Here is a 14,779-nt window from a genome sequence, read left to right on the forward strand (position 1 = left end):
CGGGCAATAAACTTATTGTAAAAAGGATGGTGGAGCCTGTCTAATCATCTGTTTTTGAATGTAAAAAGCCGGGAAATGTCCCGGCTTTAGCTTTATATATCCCGCAGCGCTTCTTTTATATCTTTGCTGCCGCTGATTAAATCAAAAGACCGGTTAATCGTGGTTTCAGCAGTCAGCGATTCTGCAATCACTCTCGCTACATCTGCGCGCGGAATGGAACCGCGCTCCAGGTTTTCAGCAGCGGCTATTTTTCCGGTCCCTGCTTCATTGAGCAGGCCTCCGGGACGGACGATTGTATAGTCCAAACCGCTCCGCTCAAGCTCCTTGTCCGCATAATGCTTAGCCGCATAGTAAGGAAGAAGCTTGTCATTCCAGTTCTCACGGTTATGGGCCTGTAAGGCACTCACCATGATAAACCGCTGAACTCCGCTGTTTTTTGCGGCTTCAATCAGCTTTCCCGCACCATCAAGATCAATTAGAAGCGTTTTATCCGAGCCTGTGCTTCCTCCTGAGCCCGCTGTAAAGATGACTGCGTCATGCCCCTTTACCGCATTTTCAAGTTCTCCGACTGTTCCTTCCAGATCAGCCAGTACCGTTTCTACGCCGTTTTCAGCAAAAGCGTCTGCCTGTTCCTGTTTTCTAACCATCGCCACCGGGGTGTGCTCCCCTTCGTTTTTAAGGATGTCGACAACCTGCTTTCCAATTTGTCCATTTGCACCTGCGATTAATACTTTCATCTTATTCCTCTCCCTTCAGCTGTTTTTAGCTTGTCCCTATTTTGGCAAAAACGAGCATTGCGTTCAAACAACCTGTTTGACGGATGCGTTAATTGAACGTTTGTTTAAACGATTTAAGCTTGTGATGCCAGTCCTTTCGGGCGAAAAAATCCTGTATGATCCTCCACTTATTTTCCGTCAGCCTCTCCATCGCTGAATGGATGACGGGGATAAATCGGTCTGCTAGAATAGAGTCAGGAGTTGGAAAGGAAGTTTTTTACATGAATGTGAGCAGGCTGAGATTGGTTCACCCGATTGCATGGAATATTATTTTGGGCACGCTGTTCAGCCGAATGGCGACGTCTATGAGCATTCCGTTTCTGGCCATCTATTTAACCGGCAAATTGGGGGTTTCCCCTTCAATGACAGGGACCATTATCGCCGCCAGCTCGCTTGTCGGGATTGGAGCCAGTTTTTATGGGGGGTATTTGGCGGACCGGTTTGGCCAGAAGCCTGTGCTGCTGATTTCTATTTTCTTATGGAGCTTCGTGTTTGCGGGCTTTGCCCAGTCTTCAGGTGTGTGGATGTTTTTTATCATGAATATGCTGAATGGATTGTGCCGGGCCGTATTTGAGCCGACCTCAAGGGCCATTTTATCGGAAATTACAGAGGAGAAAAACAGGCTGGTGATTTTTAATCTTCGCTATACGGCTATTAATGTCGGGGTTGTATTCGGTCCGATCATCGGACTGCACCTTGGCGCTTCTACGGATCTCACACCCTTTTATTATGCAGCCGGAACCAGTTTTCTTTACGGGCTGACTCTTGTTTATATGCTGACTGCTTACAAAATCGGGTCACCTTCCGCAGGAAAACCTATTGTAACAGTGAAGGAAGCAGTCGGCGTCCTGAGAAAAGATACGGTTTATTTACTCGGATTGATTGGGATCATTTTATCGATTGCGGGATTTTCACAGTTCAGCTCTACTTTGCCGCAATTTTTCGCGAGCTCGCCTAAAATAGAGGATGGCGCCCAGTTCTTTTCGTATATGCTGACATTCAATGCGGTCATTGTGATTTTGATTCAGTATCCGCTGATCCGGTTCGGGAAAAAATACAGCCCTGTTGTTTCGATCATGGCCGGCAACCTTCTCATATCGATTAGCCTTATCTGCTTCAGCTTAACGGATCAGCTTGCTGGAATCCTTGGCATTGTTGTTTTGTTTACTATTGGAGAGGTCTTAATGTTTTCGATGACCGATCTTTTTGTAGACCAGCTCGCGAAACCCGGGCTCAAGGGCTCTTATTTTGGAGCCATGGGCTTCACAGGACTGGGTGGAGTGATCGGCCCTTTTGCGGGAGGAGTACTGCTTGATTTTTTCGGAGCTGCGCAGCCATTTCTCCTTTTTGGATTACTTGCTTTGATGACGGCCATTGGCGTTCCGCTGCTTTACAGAGCCCATCAAATAAGCGTTCGGCACGCTGCTGTACCGATTGAAGCAAAAGCCGTCCAGCGCTAGAAGACAGGACGGCTTTTTGTTCTGCTATTTTTTCTCAATGACGATAAAACAGGTGCTGTCTGGAAGACTGACCCGGTTCATGCCGTTATCAAAAATCTCAATCTTTTTAAGTAAATGCTCTTCATAGCCTTCCTGCAAATAATGCTCAAAAACCAGGATTTCAGCTTCGCTCCCGAGCGTTTCGGCAATGAACTGCCGAAAACCGGACGGTGTAAAGTAACCGAATTGTTCCTGCACTTCATGGGGATACGCTTCTTCTCCCCATGTGTACGTGTAGAGAAACTCCATTGCATCGTTTATATTCAAGAGGATGGTGTCTTTTCCAGCTCCGCGGTAATCGATCTGCCTTCCTTTGAAATCCTGAACATACCTTTCGAAAAAGGGAAAGCCATCCGGCTCCAGCAAACGAATGATCCTTTCCTGATTTTCAGGCTCTGACATGATGCCGTCACGAATAATAATCCGGCCTTTGCTGCTAAGGGTCCTGAACGAGCTCCGCAAGGTTTCGGCAATCACCTCATGATTGAATTTCCTTCCATTATAGGGAATATAGGAAAACATTTCGTGGAGTATAGATGAGAAAACAATGGTATCTACTCCCTGTTCCCATACATTTTGCTCAAGCTTCAGGGCATCCCCCTGCATAACTTCCCATGCTGCGTTCTCTCTTTGCTTTTTCCGCTTCAGCTCTTCAACGACATTGACGGCAATATCGATTCCAATCACCCTTGCTTCAGGATGATGGCGGGTGAGAAGGTCCAGCATCACCCCACCCCCAGGGCCAATGTCAATCATTGTCCTTCCGACTGCGTAATCTGAAATTTTCTTTTTAAAATCATGGGAGCTGTTCATATCATTCAAGTACGTCTGCTCATTGTTAAGGCGGTCATACGCATCCTTCCTAAAACGAAACAAATCATACAGGAGAACAATGGCACGATCATATAGCGGTGATTTCTCGGCCTCCTGGCAAAACTCGATCAGCTTCTCTCCTGCTGATGAGAAAGCAAAACGGACGGCCATCATTTCATTCCCGGGATGCAAAGGAACAGCCGAGAGCTGGACATGGGCATTTGCGGGCCAGCTGCCGGCAAGGATGTCCTCAATCGAACGCTCGGCCAAAAAGGATTCGATGATTCTTTTTTTGTAGATGTTCACGGTCTTCTTCCCTTTGTAATCATAGTAAAGCTCCTTCATCATGAGCTCAAAGGAAAGCTGCTTAACGATGTAGCCGCGCGTCTGGCTTTCAGACAGCAGAAAGATTTTCACGAATTCTTCAAAGGTAAAATCATGGAGTGCCGCTTCTACATACCACAAGTCCACATCTTTAAAAAAAGCCGAGAGCCGGTCTTCCGCGTGAGGGATTTCTTTTATGTACGTTTGATAAACGGCAGAAAAGTCTTCGCCGGAATGAGATGCTTTTGTTCTCAGTCTTCCCATTCTTTCTTCAAGGCTCTGCTCCCTGTCCGTTTCCCCCGCACTAATCCAGCCGATAACCTGTTCCATTTCCCCCTCGGCCGATTTCCAGATTTCTTTTGCCACTCCCTCAACAATGCAGCGATTTAAAGCAAAAAGAAGGTCTTTCATATTTTCCTTGCTCTCCGTCACCCGTTGTGCCAGCGGAATAATAGAGGTATAGCGGACCTCTCCCCGGATGTACTGGCCAGCCAAACCGTGAGTCAATATTAGAAGGTAAACCAGTTCTTCCCGTTCTCTGTTTCTTTTCCATGCAGGGAGCTTTTCCATTTCATCCGCGTAAATTTGAGCAGATCCGATATTATGGATAGCCAGCTGAAAGCCTTTCTCCAGCCACTCCCTTCGCTGATGGGGGAGGCCGCATTTTGCGGTTTCACTCCAGACGAGGACCTCCTCGATTATCCTTTTTTCCTCTTCCTTCAATGCGAGGCTGTTTAAAATCTTCAAGGTTTGCTCGACGTAATCCAGCACTGGATTTTCGGCAATGGATCCCAATGATTCCACTTGCTCGAGGTTCACATTTTTTTCTTTAGTCAAAGAAAGGTATTTTAGCCATGGATACTCCCGCAGCAATAGGGTATGACCGGATTTCAGGCTGCTGATAGCGTTTAAGGAAGAAAGCACTGTGTTCGCTCCTTTATCTAGAAAGATACTTCTTTATCATACCTTTTCCTGAAAGCAGGTAAAAGGAATGTCTAAGATGCTGTCCTCATAGACTGAGAGTACAGAAGGGAGCTGGGACAGATGCTTGAGTGGAGTGCTGCTATAGCGGCGGCCGCCTTTACGATTCTGGTACTCTACCTGATTCGTACGCTGCGCAAGGTCATGAAAACCCTTGCCGAAACAGAAAAGACGCTATCTGATGCACGGGGCGCTGTAAACAGTCTGACGGGAGAAGCGGAAGGTTTAATCCATTCTGCGAACCAGATTTCGGATGATTTAAAAGGAAAAATGAAAGCAGTGGATCCATTAGTGGAATCAGCACATGACGTTGGCGAGGTCATCCAGAATGTAACAAGCTCCGTAAAGAGGGCTACGGCTCAGAAGCCAAAGCCGAAAACCATTAATCAGGAATCGAAGCCTGTTCAGATTAAACTGAAGTAATCGATTTCAGGGGTGAAATCCGGCAGTTTTCAAACGTGGGGGGCGCCTCCACCCCGGTCTTCCGATGCAAAAAAAGTGCTCAGAGTATTCTGAGCACTTTTTCCGTATTTGCGGGGTCCCCTCACTCCTATACAGCACGAAATCTCCGGCACCCTCCGATCAAGAGTTAAATGAAATGTTATCTGTCTTCAAGTTCATCCTCAGCAGAAATGGTTCTCCATTTTCCAACCGCATTGTAAAGGGCGGGAATAAAGACAAGCGTCAGGAGAGTGGATGTTGTCAATCCTCCGATGACCGCAATAGCGAGTCCTTTCGAGATGACTCCTGATGCAGAATCAGATAAGGAAAGGGGCACGAGCGCAAATATCGTTGCAAGTGCAGTCATTAGAATCGGGCGAAGACGGGTTACAGAAGCTTCTATAATGGAATCAGTCAGCCCCATTCCGTCTTTCCTGTTGCTTTCCGCCCTGTCGAGCAGCACCACGGCGTTTGTCACAACAATTCCAATGAGCATCAGCATACCAATCATTGCCGGCATGGATAACGTTTCTCCGGTAATGAGCAGTGCTGTAAGTGACCCCACCGGAATAAAAATTAGGGATGACAGAATGACTAGCGGAGTGAGTATTCCTCCGAATGTTATCCCAAGCACCAGAAAGACGAGGACAACTGCTGCAAGCATCGCAAGTCCGAGGTCTTCAAGCCCTTCAGAAATCATTTCCTGTCCGCCGCCTACCTCTAAATCTACATTGTCGGGGAGCTTCAGAGATTGAAGATCCTGCTGAAGGTCCTCTGTGACCCGGGCAGTGTCTCCTGTTTTGATGATACCGGAAACCATGGCCTGGGTACGTCCATCTTCATGACGGATCGAAACTGGCACTTCAGCCTCAGTGATCTCCATTAATACCCCCAGTTCTTTTTCTCCTTCCTGTGTCTGGATCGTCAAGCTCTGTATGTCTTCTTTTGAAGCGGGAGTTTCGTCAAAGGCCAGTTCTAAATCCCATTCTTCTTCATTGATGGTCACCGTGCCATCCTTGATGCCATTAACGCGCTCACTGATTGGCTGTGAGATTTGGGTTGGCTGGATGTTCAGATTCCTGCCCTCTTCACTCAAGGCGAAACTATATTTTGTCTGGGTTTCTTCCATATCATTTTGAATGGTTTTTAAACGTCCGTCTTCTGCAAGCAAGTCTTCCACTTGTCCGGATGCGCTGCGGAGGCTTTCGAGATGATTACCGTAAAGGCTGACCTCAACACTGTTGCCGGATGGCGGTCCATCTTCCTGGACTTCTGCAGCGGTAACGATTGCTTCTTTAGCATCTTCTTTTGCCAGGCTGCTGATTTTATTTTCATATTTTTCAAGAGCCTGGTTCATATCTGTTCCTTCTTTTAATTCAATGAAAAAGACCGCTGTGTTTTCGGAGCTTCCTTTTCCAGCATCTTCAAAGGAACGTATTTCCGAGAATCCGATTGATGCCTGGCTGTAGGCGATATCCTTTTCATCGTTTAAATCCTCTTCGATTTTCTTTGCTGTTTCATTCGTTTGCTCAAGGGTTGCACTCTCTGGCAATTCCACTTTCACCTCTAGCGATGTTGCCTGACCGGTCGGGATAAAGGAAAGCCCGATTACAGGGATCGCTGCGAATGAACCAATTAGAAGCACAATAGACGCCGCAAATACAAGCACTTTCCGCTTTAGCGCACCACGAAGAAATTTCTCATATGCTCCGGCCCACTTCGCTTTATGCTCTAATGGCTTCACTTTTTTAAACAGCCCGCTTCCGAGAACCGGAATAAGCATGATGGCGACAATAAGAGAAATGGAGATGGAAAATACGACGGCCAGACTAAACGGCCGGAAAAACTCTCCCAGAATTCCGCCGACAAAAGCGAGCGGCAGAAAAACAATCAAGGTTGCTATTGTAGAGGAAGCGATTGGTCCCATTACTTCTTTAACGGCCTTGAAAACGAGAGGCTTCTGAGGCATATCCGGATGCTTTTGTTTCCATCGGTATATATTTTCGATGACAACGATACTGTCATCTACAATCCGTCCGATGGCAACCGCCATTCCTCCAAGCGTCATGATGTTCAAGGTGTAGTCGAATTGATTGAGCAAAAGAATTGTACCGAGAATGGAGACCGGCAATGATACAACCGCTATAATGGTTGCCCTGAAATTACGGAGGAACAGCAGAATGATGAGAACCGTAAACAGCGCTCCGTATCCGCCTTCCTTTAGAAGGGACTCGATTGATTCTTCCACCTCCGCACCTTGATCGGCTACGGTATGAAGGGTGTAGTCCTGATCGGCTGCGGCTTTTTCTGCCGTTTCTCTTACAAGCTTTGCGGTTTCCGCGGTATTGCCTTCCTGCGTCTTTGTTACCTGCAGAATAATACTGTCTTTACCGTTATAACGGGCTATATTTGATTTATTTTTTACCGTGGTAATGTCCGCTATGTCCGATAAAAGAACAGGGGCTGACTCACCCTGGGCCTGTTCTGAACCTTGGCTCTGCTGCCGGGCTTGGCCGGTTTCCGTACCTTGAGCAGGAGCTTGCTGAGGGGGCTGAGCTTGCCGGCTGAGGGAGGCGCTGCTTTTCACTTCAATATTTTTCAGCTCCTCCAAATCCCCGATGCTGCCTTCGACCTGCAGCGGTGTTTTTTCTCCATCCTCTGTAAGGGTCCCTGCGGGTATTTTGTATTGCTGATTTTCCACTGCAGACTGTACGTCTGCAAGGCTGATACCTTTCTCGGCCGCTTTTTCTTCGTCCACTTCAATCTTTAAGGAGTCAGTCTCCACACCGGTCAGCGTCACCTGCTGGACTCCCTCTTTCTCCTCCAATTCTGGAACGACTGTGTCCTCTATATAGGCTTGCATTTCCCTCAGGTCATTCCCTGAGAAGGCGGCTTTATAGATTGGCTGCATATCGATTGAAAGCGTTCGGACTTCTGGTTCATTGGCCTTTTCAGGAAGGCTGGCCTGTCCGATTGCTTCCTCTATTTCTGCTTTTGCTTCATCCAGGTCTTTCCCGTATTCGTACATGATTTGGAAGACAGCTGCATTTTCAGAGCTTTCACTCGAAACCGATTCATAGCCTTTTACGTTGAGAAGCTTTTCCTCAATCGGCTTCGTTACGGATTCCTCAACCTCCTCAGTCGAAGCGTTTGGGTAAACGGCCTGTACTGATATGACCGGGAACGTGACATCAGGGTACGTTTCTGTTTTTATGCTTTGAGTTGCCGCCAAGCCGCTTGCCAGTACAAGCACGGTTAGGATCAGGACGGCAATTGCATTTTTTAGACTGAATTTTGTAAACCGGTTCAAGTTCATGTTCTTTCCTCCTCTATATTTGGGAACATCTTCAATATAGTCCGGAAATATGAACTGGATATGAACTTGTGATCCTTTTTATCAGCTGCAGCCTTCAGTGATTAATTCTTATCCTTCGGCAATCTTACTGTAACCAGCGTCCCTTCTCCAGGCTCACTTTCAATTTGAATGCCGCCATCATGCAGCTCCACAATCCGCTTGACAATCGATAGCCCGAGTCCGCTGCCACCATTTTCACGGGTCCGCGCTGGATCAGCTTTGTAAAAGCGGCGGAATATTTTTTCCTGATGCTCTTTGGAAATACCCGCTCCATTGTCCGAAATCCGGATTATGGCCTGCTTTTCACCTGATTCAGCAGTGACACAGATAGTTCCCCTTTCGTCAGTATACCGAATCGCATTTGTCAGCAAATTCATCCATACTTGATTCAGCTGCCGGGAATCTCCTGAAATCGCCACCGGATTAAGCCTCAAATCTACGTTCTGCTGCTTCGCCTTCCATTGCGGCTCAAGGGATGCGGCCGTTCTCCGGATGTGTTCATCCAGCTGGATCTTCTCTGGTTCAAAAGGCGGATGCTCGCTTTCCAATGCTGCGAGCTTCAGCAGGTTTTGGCTTAATTCCGACAGCCTCCTGCTTTCCGTTTCAATAATAGTAAGATATTCTTTCTGCTCCTGCTCATTCTCTATGACGCCATCTTTCAGGGCTTGTGCAAAGCCGCGGATTGATGTCAGAGGGGACTGTATTTCATGCGATACATCTGCTACAAACTGCTTTCTCATGGAATCAAGCTTTCCAAGCTCCCGGGTCATCTGATTAAAGCTTGCCGTAAGATTGCCGAGTTCATCCTTTCTTCTTGAACCGAGCTGAATAGCAAAGTTCCCTCTGGAAAGTTCGTTTGAGGCGGCTGTTAGCTGCTGGATCGGTTTTGTGATGAAGCGGCTGGTGATTAAAAACAGCATACTCCCGATGGCTAGGATCGAGATAAGAATAATGCTGAGCACCCTTCTAAAGTCACTAAGAAGCGTAACCAAATTGGGAGAAATAAAGAGGGCAAAGCGCTCCTCGCCCATCCAAATCGGATAGCCATTATATACGAGCGGAGAAGGCGGAGCCGGCCGCCTGTTCGAGTCACTTTTGTAAACGCCCCCGTTTAACACTTTTTTTACCGCTTTTTCTTCCGGTCTCCATGACGAACTGCTGTATTCTACGCTCCCGTCCTTCCTGTAAATCACAGATTTCACATCCAGCTTGGCGAGCAAATCGAGGGATTGTTTCCCCTGGCTGGTGTCCCCGTCTTCATAAGCACCGGCGACTTCCTTAGCCAGAGAAGTAACCTGTCCGTTAAGCTGATCCACCCTGTTTTGCAAATAAAGGTGATCGGCTATGGCAAACGCCAGAACAAGGCTTAATAAAATGGATCCTATAAAGGTTAAAACGATTTGCCAATACAGCTTTTTAATCATTCCCAAGCCTCCAGCCTGTAGCCGAGTCCTCTAACTGTTGCTATTTTCACTGAGGAACCCGCTTCACGAAGCCGATCCCGGACCCTTTTCACATGAACATCCACGGTCCGATCATCCCCCTCATAATCAGCTCCCCAGAATTGTTCGATCATCTCTCCCCGGGTAAAAATCCGATTCGGATAGCTCGCCATTTTAAAAAGAATTTCAAATTCTTTTAAAGGGAGCATCATTTTGCGCCCATCCATCCAAACTTCCTTACTTAAAGCATCCATCGTGATATCTGCTGCTTCAAGTTTGTGTGAGGATTGAATGGCTGCCCGCCTCAATAGTGCCCTTACCCTCAGCACGAGCTCGATTGGATCAAAGGGTTTAACAACGTAATCATCTGTACCGAGCTGAAAGCCTTTAATTTTATCCTCCGGCTCCCCCTTGGCAGTAAGCATCAAAATCGGCATATCATAATAGGTGCGGATTTCGCGGCACAGCTCATACCCATCCATTTTCGGCATCATTAAATCGATAATGGCCAAATCCGCCTTTTCTTTTTCCAGAAGCTGAAGGGCTTCAGCCCCATCTCTCGCAGGCAAAACAACAAAGCCTTCGTTTTTTAAATACACGGTGATTAGTTTTAGAATATGAGCATCATCATCTGCTGCTAAAATGCGGATCATCGGTTCCTTCCTCCTGTGCTGTTCTACTTTTTATGATGCCTTAACATAAAAAATTAAACAATATGTCTATTATGTGAAACTCTTCACATGGTGTTGCATTTTTTGTCTGAAGGAGTATACTGTAAGTAAGACATGTGAAACTCTTCACATATACTTGTGAAAAACTTCACAACATACACTTTAGGAGGTTTTCTTTTATGAAAGTTATTGTCATTGGGTGCACTCATGCTGGTACTGCAGCGGTTTCGAATATGAAAAAGCAATACCCGGAAGCAGAAATCACGGTTTATGAGAAAAATGATAATGTCTCCTTCCTTTCCTGCGGAATTGCCCTTTATGTGGGCGGGGTTGTAGAAAAAGCGGAAAGTTTATTCTACTCTTCTCCTGAACAGCTGGCATCGCAGGGAATTCAAATGAAATTAAAACATGAGGTTACAAATATAAACCGGACGAACAAGGAAATTACCGTAACGAATATGGAGACAGGCGAATCAAGGAAGGATGTTTACGATAAGCTTGTTGTGACAACCGGATCATGGCCTATTATTCCTCCGCTTGAGGGAATTCGTCTGGAAAACATCCAGCTGTGCAAAAATTATTCACACGCCAGAACCATTATTGAAAAAGCAAAGGATGCAAAGAACATTACCGTTGTTGGAGCAGGGTACATCGGCATTGAGCTTGTAGAAGCATTCGAACAAGCCGGAAAACAGGTTACGCTCATTGATGGAGAAGATCGTATATTAAACAAATATCTGGATCCTGAATATACAGATCTTATTGAAGAGAAGCTCGTATCTAAGGGAATAAACCTTGCCCTTAGCCAAACCGTCCAGCGTTTTGAAGGAATGGAAGGCCGCGTATCCAAGGTCATTACGTCAGCGGGAGAATATGAAGCGGACCTTGTCATTCTCTGCATCGGGTTTAAACCGAATACCGGACTTTTAAAAGGCGAAGTGGATATGCTTCCAAACGGCGCCATTATCGTGGATGAATACATGAGAACGAGCGATCCCAGCATTTTTGCCGCAGGCGACAGCTGTGCTATCCGTTATAATCCGACGAAGCAGCCTGCGTATATTCCGCTTGCCACAAACGCCGTCCGCATGGGGACGCTTGTTGCGAAGAACATTATGAAACCAACGGTCCGCTATATGGGGACCCAGGGAACGTCAGGCATAAAAATTTACGATCTGAACATTGCCTCTACCGGTGTAACAGAGGCAGCGGCTTCTCATTTAGATATGAATGTGAGATCCATCACAATTAAAGAAAATGATAAGCCGGAATTCATGCCTGAATACAAAGAGATTATGCTGAAGGTTGTGTACGAAGAAGGGACAAACCGCATCGTCGGCGCTCAAGTGATGTCGGAGGCGGATGTCACCCAGGCGGTCAATACGCTCTCCGTCTGTATCCAAAACGAGATGACCATTGATGAACTCGGCTTTGTCGACTTTTTCTTCCAGCCTCACTATAACAAGCCTTGGAATTTCCTGAACCAGGCCGGGCTGCAGGCGATTGGGTAAATTTTAAGGAGGCGGTTCCTGCTTTATAATCGGTTTCGCTTACGCCTCCGTCCCCCGCTACGGTAAAGGACCGGGGGCAGGAGGGACCTGCTCCTTATCCTTACTCTCCCAATACTTCCGATGCTTAGGGGACAGAGCTTGAATAGTAGACATAATCGGGGACGGAGGTTTAGTGCTTTAGCAGAGTGAGGGTCGGAGGTAAAGGCTGTGCTTCCCTCCACCAGGAGCTGGAAAAGGTCTGCTATCCATCAAAGCGAACCTCCCTTTCCTTATTCCGGGAGGCCTGACCTGGATGCTGTTCGATCATTCAAAGCAAAAAGTGCTCAGAGCAATGGCTCAGAGCACTTTTTTACTGTTCGCCGGCAGGAGGCGGCAAAGCCTCTGTCTGTAACAGCCCGGCCGCCTTCCCTTCTACTTGGCTGATTCTGCTGAATTAGTTTGCGATCTGGGTTCGCTTCACCAGGTCCGCCGGCCTTATCCAGGCAACTTCCCCTTCCACGCCTGCCCTTTTCTCCAGATGCTGCTGGATGGTTTGGATGTGCTGCTGGATGGAGGATGCGGTCATTTCCAATTCCATCAGATTGGATTGCTGCTCCATGGTGAGTTCAGCTGAACCTTCTGTTCGCAGGCTCAGGTTTTCGGTGAGATTCAATATCTCATTCATACGGTCAATAAGCTGCTGATTTTCCGCACCTACTTCGTTGGAGTCTTTTTTCACTTCGTGCGACTGCTCAGCAATAACATGTATGGCAGAAAGAACTTCCTGAAAAATTTCATTCATCTCTGCCCCCTTGAGTTTGCCTTCCTCAAGCACCTCTTTATTCAAATCAAAGGATGTTTCCTGAACCATTATGCTCTCATGAACTTCCTCCACAATCGATTCAATCGCGACGGCACTTTCCTTTACCTGTGCCGAGAGCTTGCGGATTTCATCGGCAACGATTCCAAAACCTGCACCGTGCTGCCCTGCACGCGCCGCTTCAATCGCAGCATTTAAAGAAAGCAGATTGGTCTGGGTGGAAATGTAGTCAATGGCGCCAAGGGCCTTTGTCACTTCCTTCATTTTTACAGCAAGCTCTTCGTTATAAGTCCCAAACTCGTTTGTGATTTCAATAATTTTATTAAAAACCAGATTGAAAGCTTCTGTTTTCTGCTTCCCGCTGTTCGATAACTCTGTTACGTCTGCCGCGGATTTGGAGGTTACTTCGATAAGGGAATCCAGATTTTGAATCATTCCATTAATTTTCCCTAAACGGTCTCCAAAGGAATGTATGATTTCCTTCTGCTGTCCAATATCTTCTGACATTTCGATCAGCTGGCCTCCGACCTGCTCTGAGGACGAACTGACCTGTGTGTTCATCAGCTGGAGATGACCGCCATGCGCCTCCAGATGACGAAGCTCTTCAAGGGAAGCTTGGAGGCCCGAATCCGATGGGGTCTCAGCAGCTTCAATCTGAACCTCAGCAGATTGGGACAATTTTTTATACACAGCCGCCAGAATACCGGCTGCCGCAATCGTCCCTCCAAGAGCCGCAATTAAAGAAGGCACATAATAATTGTATAGCGAAACGGCAGCTGCCAGGATGATGACCCCGGCTATACTCCATATATCCTTCTTCATAAAACAAGTCTCCTTTTATGCAAAATTCCCTGAAGTTTTACCGCAAAAGGAATTCCAATTGAATACACGAGTGTAATTTTCACTAAATTAAATGGCACAATAATGAAAAGAACAGCTGTCTCCATATTTTGGACGAGCGGGTTAAATGGAGTGAATGAAGCCGTATATTGCTCAGCACTCAACCCAAGGAGATTCATAATCGCCGGCAAAATGAAGAAATAGTTGAGAGCGTACATAGCGGTTAAAAACAGGACGATAGAGAGCGTTATGCTTTTCCAGGTGATGGTTTTTTTTGCATGATAGAAAAAACCGATCAGGCCAACCATTAATGAACCGGAAAGAAAGTTGGCCGTTTGTCCGACCGGGAACCCGACGTAGCTGCCATGAAGCACATACTCCAGTATGTTTTTTATGAACTGGACAAGAATCCCCGCTGCCGGTCCAAGAGTAATGGCGCTTATTAAAGCTGGAATATCACTCAAATCCAAGGTTAGAAAGGCTGGGAAAATCGGGAGAGGAAATTTAAAATAATAGAGCACCAGGCTGCACGATGCCATAATGGAAATTGAGGTCATTTTTTGTAATTTAGACACGTTCACACACCTCTCTGATTCAAAAGAAAGGCAGCTTTTCAGCTGCCGGTTATCGAGTTTCCAACGGCGTTTTAATATGAGGGGCAAGAAGTCCGACAGCCTGTTTAACAACAGCCGGGCTGGATGTTTTAATGCCCTTGAATTTACGGCTTTCTTCTACTTCATGAACTCCGAAGCCTTCCATATCATAGGCTGTCATCATGGACTTGAACATAGGGGAATCAATGATTAAAAACCATTCTCTCATCAGTTCGCTGTTTGGAGGAAGGGCGATATAGCTGATGCCGTCAGAAGAATCCATTTTGACATCCTCTTCCCCAAAAATATGGACATTGGCAAACTCTGTCATCGCCTGAAACCGGTCAAGTACATTTTTAGTGCGGGAAAACTTTTGAAATCCAGCGTACACATTTCCTTTGAGCTTCTTCGTCAGCACCATATTCTCCATCATCAGACACATATACTCCAGCTGAGGGACGCTTGTTTCATACTTAAAAGATGATGCATTCATTCTTGAAAGCGGCGCATTTTCCAGTTTTTCCACTTCACCGTCGACAGCTCCAAAACACTCGTTAAATAGGGATAATTTCTTCAGTTCCATAACAAATCACTCCTTCAATCTAATTTATAGTACATTTTATCTACTCCATTAGAATTATAAACTAGTAAATCATAGCTGTCTAACTACAAAATTCAAAAATTATAGATATTTTAACCTGGTACTTTTTGTCGAACTCCCAAAATATGTGCAT

The 14,779-nt window shown here is 46.4% G+C and carries 11 protein-coding genes; 3 read left to right on the forward strand and 8 right to left on the reverse strand.

Features of this window, described 5'->3' with window-relative positions; all coding sequences use genetic code 11:
- Window positions 1-92 precede the first annotated feature (92 nt).
- A complete protein-coding gene (locus tag ACQCV8_RS14325; protein WP_426845451.1) occupies window positions 93-737 on the reverse strand; it encodes an SDR family oxidoreductase in 645 nt (214 codons plus the stop codon).
- Window positions 738-892: 155 nt separating this feature from the next.
- Here ACQCV8_RS14325 and ACQCV8_RS14330 point away from each other — a divergent pair, with 155 nt between their 5' ends.
- Window positions 893-2,236, forward strand: coding sequence for an MDR family MFS transporter (locus ACQCV8_RS14330; RefSeq protein ID WP_426845453.1), 1,344 nt, complete (start codon window positions 893-895; stop codon window positions 2,234-2,236).
- A gap of 24 nt (window positions 2,237-2,260) precedes the next feature.
- Here the strand turns inward: ACQCV8_RS14330 and ACQCV8_RS14335 are convergent, their stop codons facing one another.
- The gene (locus tag ACQCV8_RS14335; RefSeq protein ID WP_426845455.1) at window positions 2,261-4,336 is read right to left on the reverse strand and encodes a class I SAM-dependent methyltransferase; all 2,076 of its coding nucleotides are present in this window, start codon (window positions 4,334-4,336) and stop codon (window positions 2,261-2,263) included.
- Between the two features lie 120 nt (window positions 4,337-4,456).
- Between ACQCV8_RS14335 and ACQCV8_RS14340 the strand changes: the two genes are divergently transcribed.
- Window positions 4,457-4,816: a DUF948 domain-containing protein gene (locus ACQCV8_RS14340; RefSeq protein WP_426845457.1), complete on the forward strand. Its 360-nt coding sequence runs from the start codon at window positions 4,457-4,459 to the stop codon at window positions 4,814-4,816.
- Window positions 4,817-4,994: 178 nt separating this feature from the next.
- Here the strand turns inward: ACQCV8_RS14340 and ACQCV8_RS14345 are convergent, their stop codons facing one another.
- From ACQCV8_RS14345 to ACQCV8_RS14355, 3 genes are all read right to left on the reverse strand, one after another.
- Complete coding sequence (locus tag ACQCV8_RS14345; protein WP_426845459.1) at window positions 4,995-8,150, reverse strand: efflux RND transporter permease subunit; 3,156 nt, start codon at window positions 8,148-8,150, stop codon at window positions 4,995-4,997.
- 101 nt (window positions 8,151-8,251) lie between these two features.
- Window positions 8,252-9,613, reverse strand: coding sequence for a sensor histidine kinase (locus ACQCV8_RS14350; protein WP_426845461.1), 1,362 nt, complete (start codon window positions 9,611-9,613; stop codon window positions 8,252-8,254).
- Window positions 9,610-10,284, reverse strand: a complete 675-nt coding sequence (locus ACQCV8_RS14355) for a response regulator transcription factor (RefSeq protein ID WP_426845463.1) — start codon at window positions 10,282-10,284, stop codon at window positions 9,610-9,612. Before ACQCV8_RS14355 ends, ACQCV8_RS14350 begins: the two co-directional genes overlap by 4 nt.
- A 197-nt stretch (window positions 10,285-10,481) precedes the next feature.
- Between ACQCV8_RS14355 and ACQCV8_RS14360 the strand changes: the two genes are divergently transcribed.
- Window positions 10,482-11,813: an FAD-dependent oxidoreductase gene (locus tag ACQCV8_RS14360; protein WP_426845465.1), complete on the forward strand. Its 1,332-nt coding sequence runs from the start codon at window positions 10,482-10,484 to the stop codon at window positions 11,811-11,813.
- 433 nt (window positions 11,814-12,246) lie between these two features.
- Here the strand turns inward: ACQCV8_RS14360 and ACQCV8_RS14365 are convergent, their stop codons facing one another.
- From ACQCV8_RS14365 to ACQCV8_RS14375, 3 genes are read right to left on the reverse strand one after another with little or no spacing between them, the layout of a single operon-like run.
- Window positions 12,247-13,434, reverse strand: a complete 1,188-nt coding sequence (locus ACQCV8_RS14365; protein ID WP_426845466.1) for a methyl-accepting chemotaxis protein — start codon at window positions 13,432-13,434, stop codon at window positions 12,247-12,249.
- The gene (locus ACQCV8_RS14370; protein ID WP_426845468.1) at window positions 13,431-14,027 is read right to left on the reverse strand and encodes an ECF transporter S component; all 597 of its coding nucleotides are present in this window, start codon (window positions 14,025-14,027) and stop codon (window positions 13,431-13,433) included. The genes ACQCV8_RS14365 and ACQCV8_RS14370 overlap by 4 nt, the downstream gene beginning before the upstream one ends.
- A 49-nt stretch (window positions 14,028-14,076) precedes the next feature.
- A complete protein-coding gene (locus ACQCV8_RS14375; RefSeq protein ID WP_426845470.1) occupies window positions 14,077-14,628 on the reverse strand; it encodes a DICT sensory domain-containing protein in 552 nt (183 codons plus the stop codon).
- Between the last annotated feature and the right edge of the window lie 151 nt (window positions 14,629-14,779).

It is taken from the genome of Metabacillus sp. 84 (genome assembly GCF_050107715.1).
In the GTDB taxonomy this organism is placed as follows: domain Bacteria; phylum Bacillota; class Bacilli; order Bacillales; family Bacillaceae; genus Metabacillus_B.

Excerpts from the sequence above, each read along its gene's own strand:
- ACQCV8_RS14340 (WP_426845457.1), top strand. The coding sequence starts at position 4,457 with ATGCTTGAGTGGAGTGCTGCTATAGCGGCGGCCGCCTTTACGATTCTG.
- ACQCV8_RS14345 (WP_426845459.1), bottom strand. The coding sequence starts at position 8,150 with ATGAACTTGAACCGGTTTACAAAATTCAGTCTAAAAAATGCAATTGCC.
- ACQCV8_RS14325 (WP_426845451.1), bottom strand. The coding sequence starts at position 737 with ATGAAAGTATTAATCGCAGGTGCAAATGGACAAATTGGAAAGCAGGTT.
- ACQCV8_RS14360 (WP_426845465.1), top strand. The coding sequence starts at position 10,482 with ATGAAAGTTATTGTCATTGGGTGCACTCATGCTGGTACTGCAGCGGTT.
- ACQCV8_RS14355 (WP_426845463.1), bottom strand. The coding sequence starts at position 10,284 with ATGATCCGCATTTTAGCAGCAGATGATGATGCTCATATTCTAAAACTA.
- ACQCV8_RS14365 (WP_426845466.1), bottom strand. The coding sequence starts at position 13,434 with ATGAAGAAGGATATATGGAGTATAGCCGGGGTCATCATCCTGGCAGCT.
- ACQCV8_RS14375 (WP_426845470.1), bottom strand. The coding sequence starts at position 14,628 with ATGGAACTGAAGAAATTATCCCTATTTAACGAGTGTTTTGGAGCTGTC.
- ACQCV8_RS14350 (WP_426845461.1), bottom strand. The coding sequence starts at position 9,613 with ATGATTAAAAAGCTGTATTGGCAAATCGTTTTAACCTTTATAGGATCC.
- ACQCV8_RS14330 (WP_426845453.1), top strand. The coding sequence starts at position 893 with ATGATCCTCCACTTATTTTCCGTCAGCCTCTCCATCGCTGAATGGATG.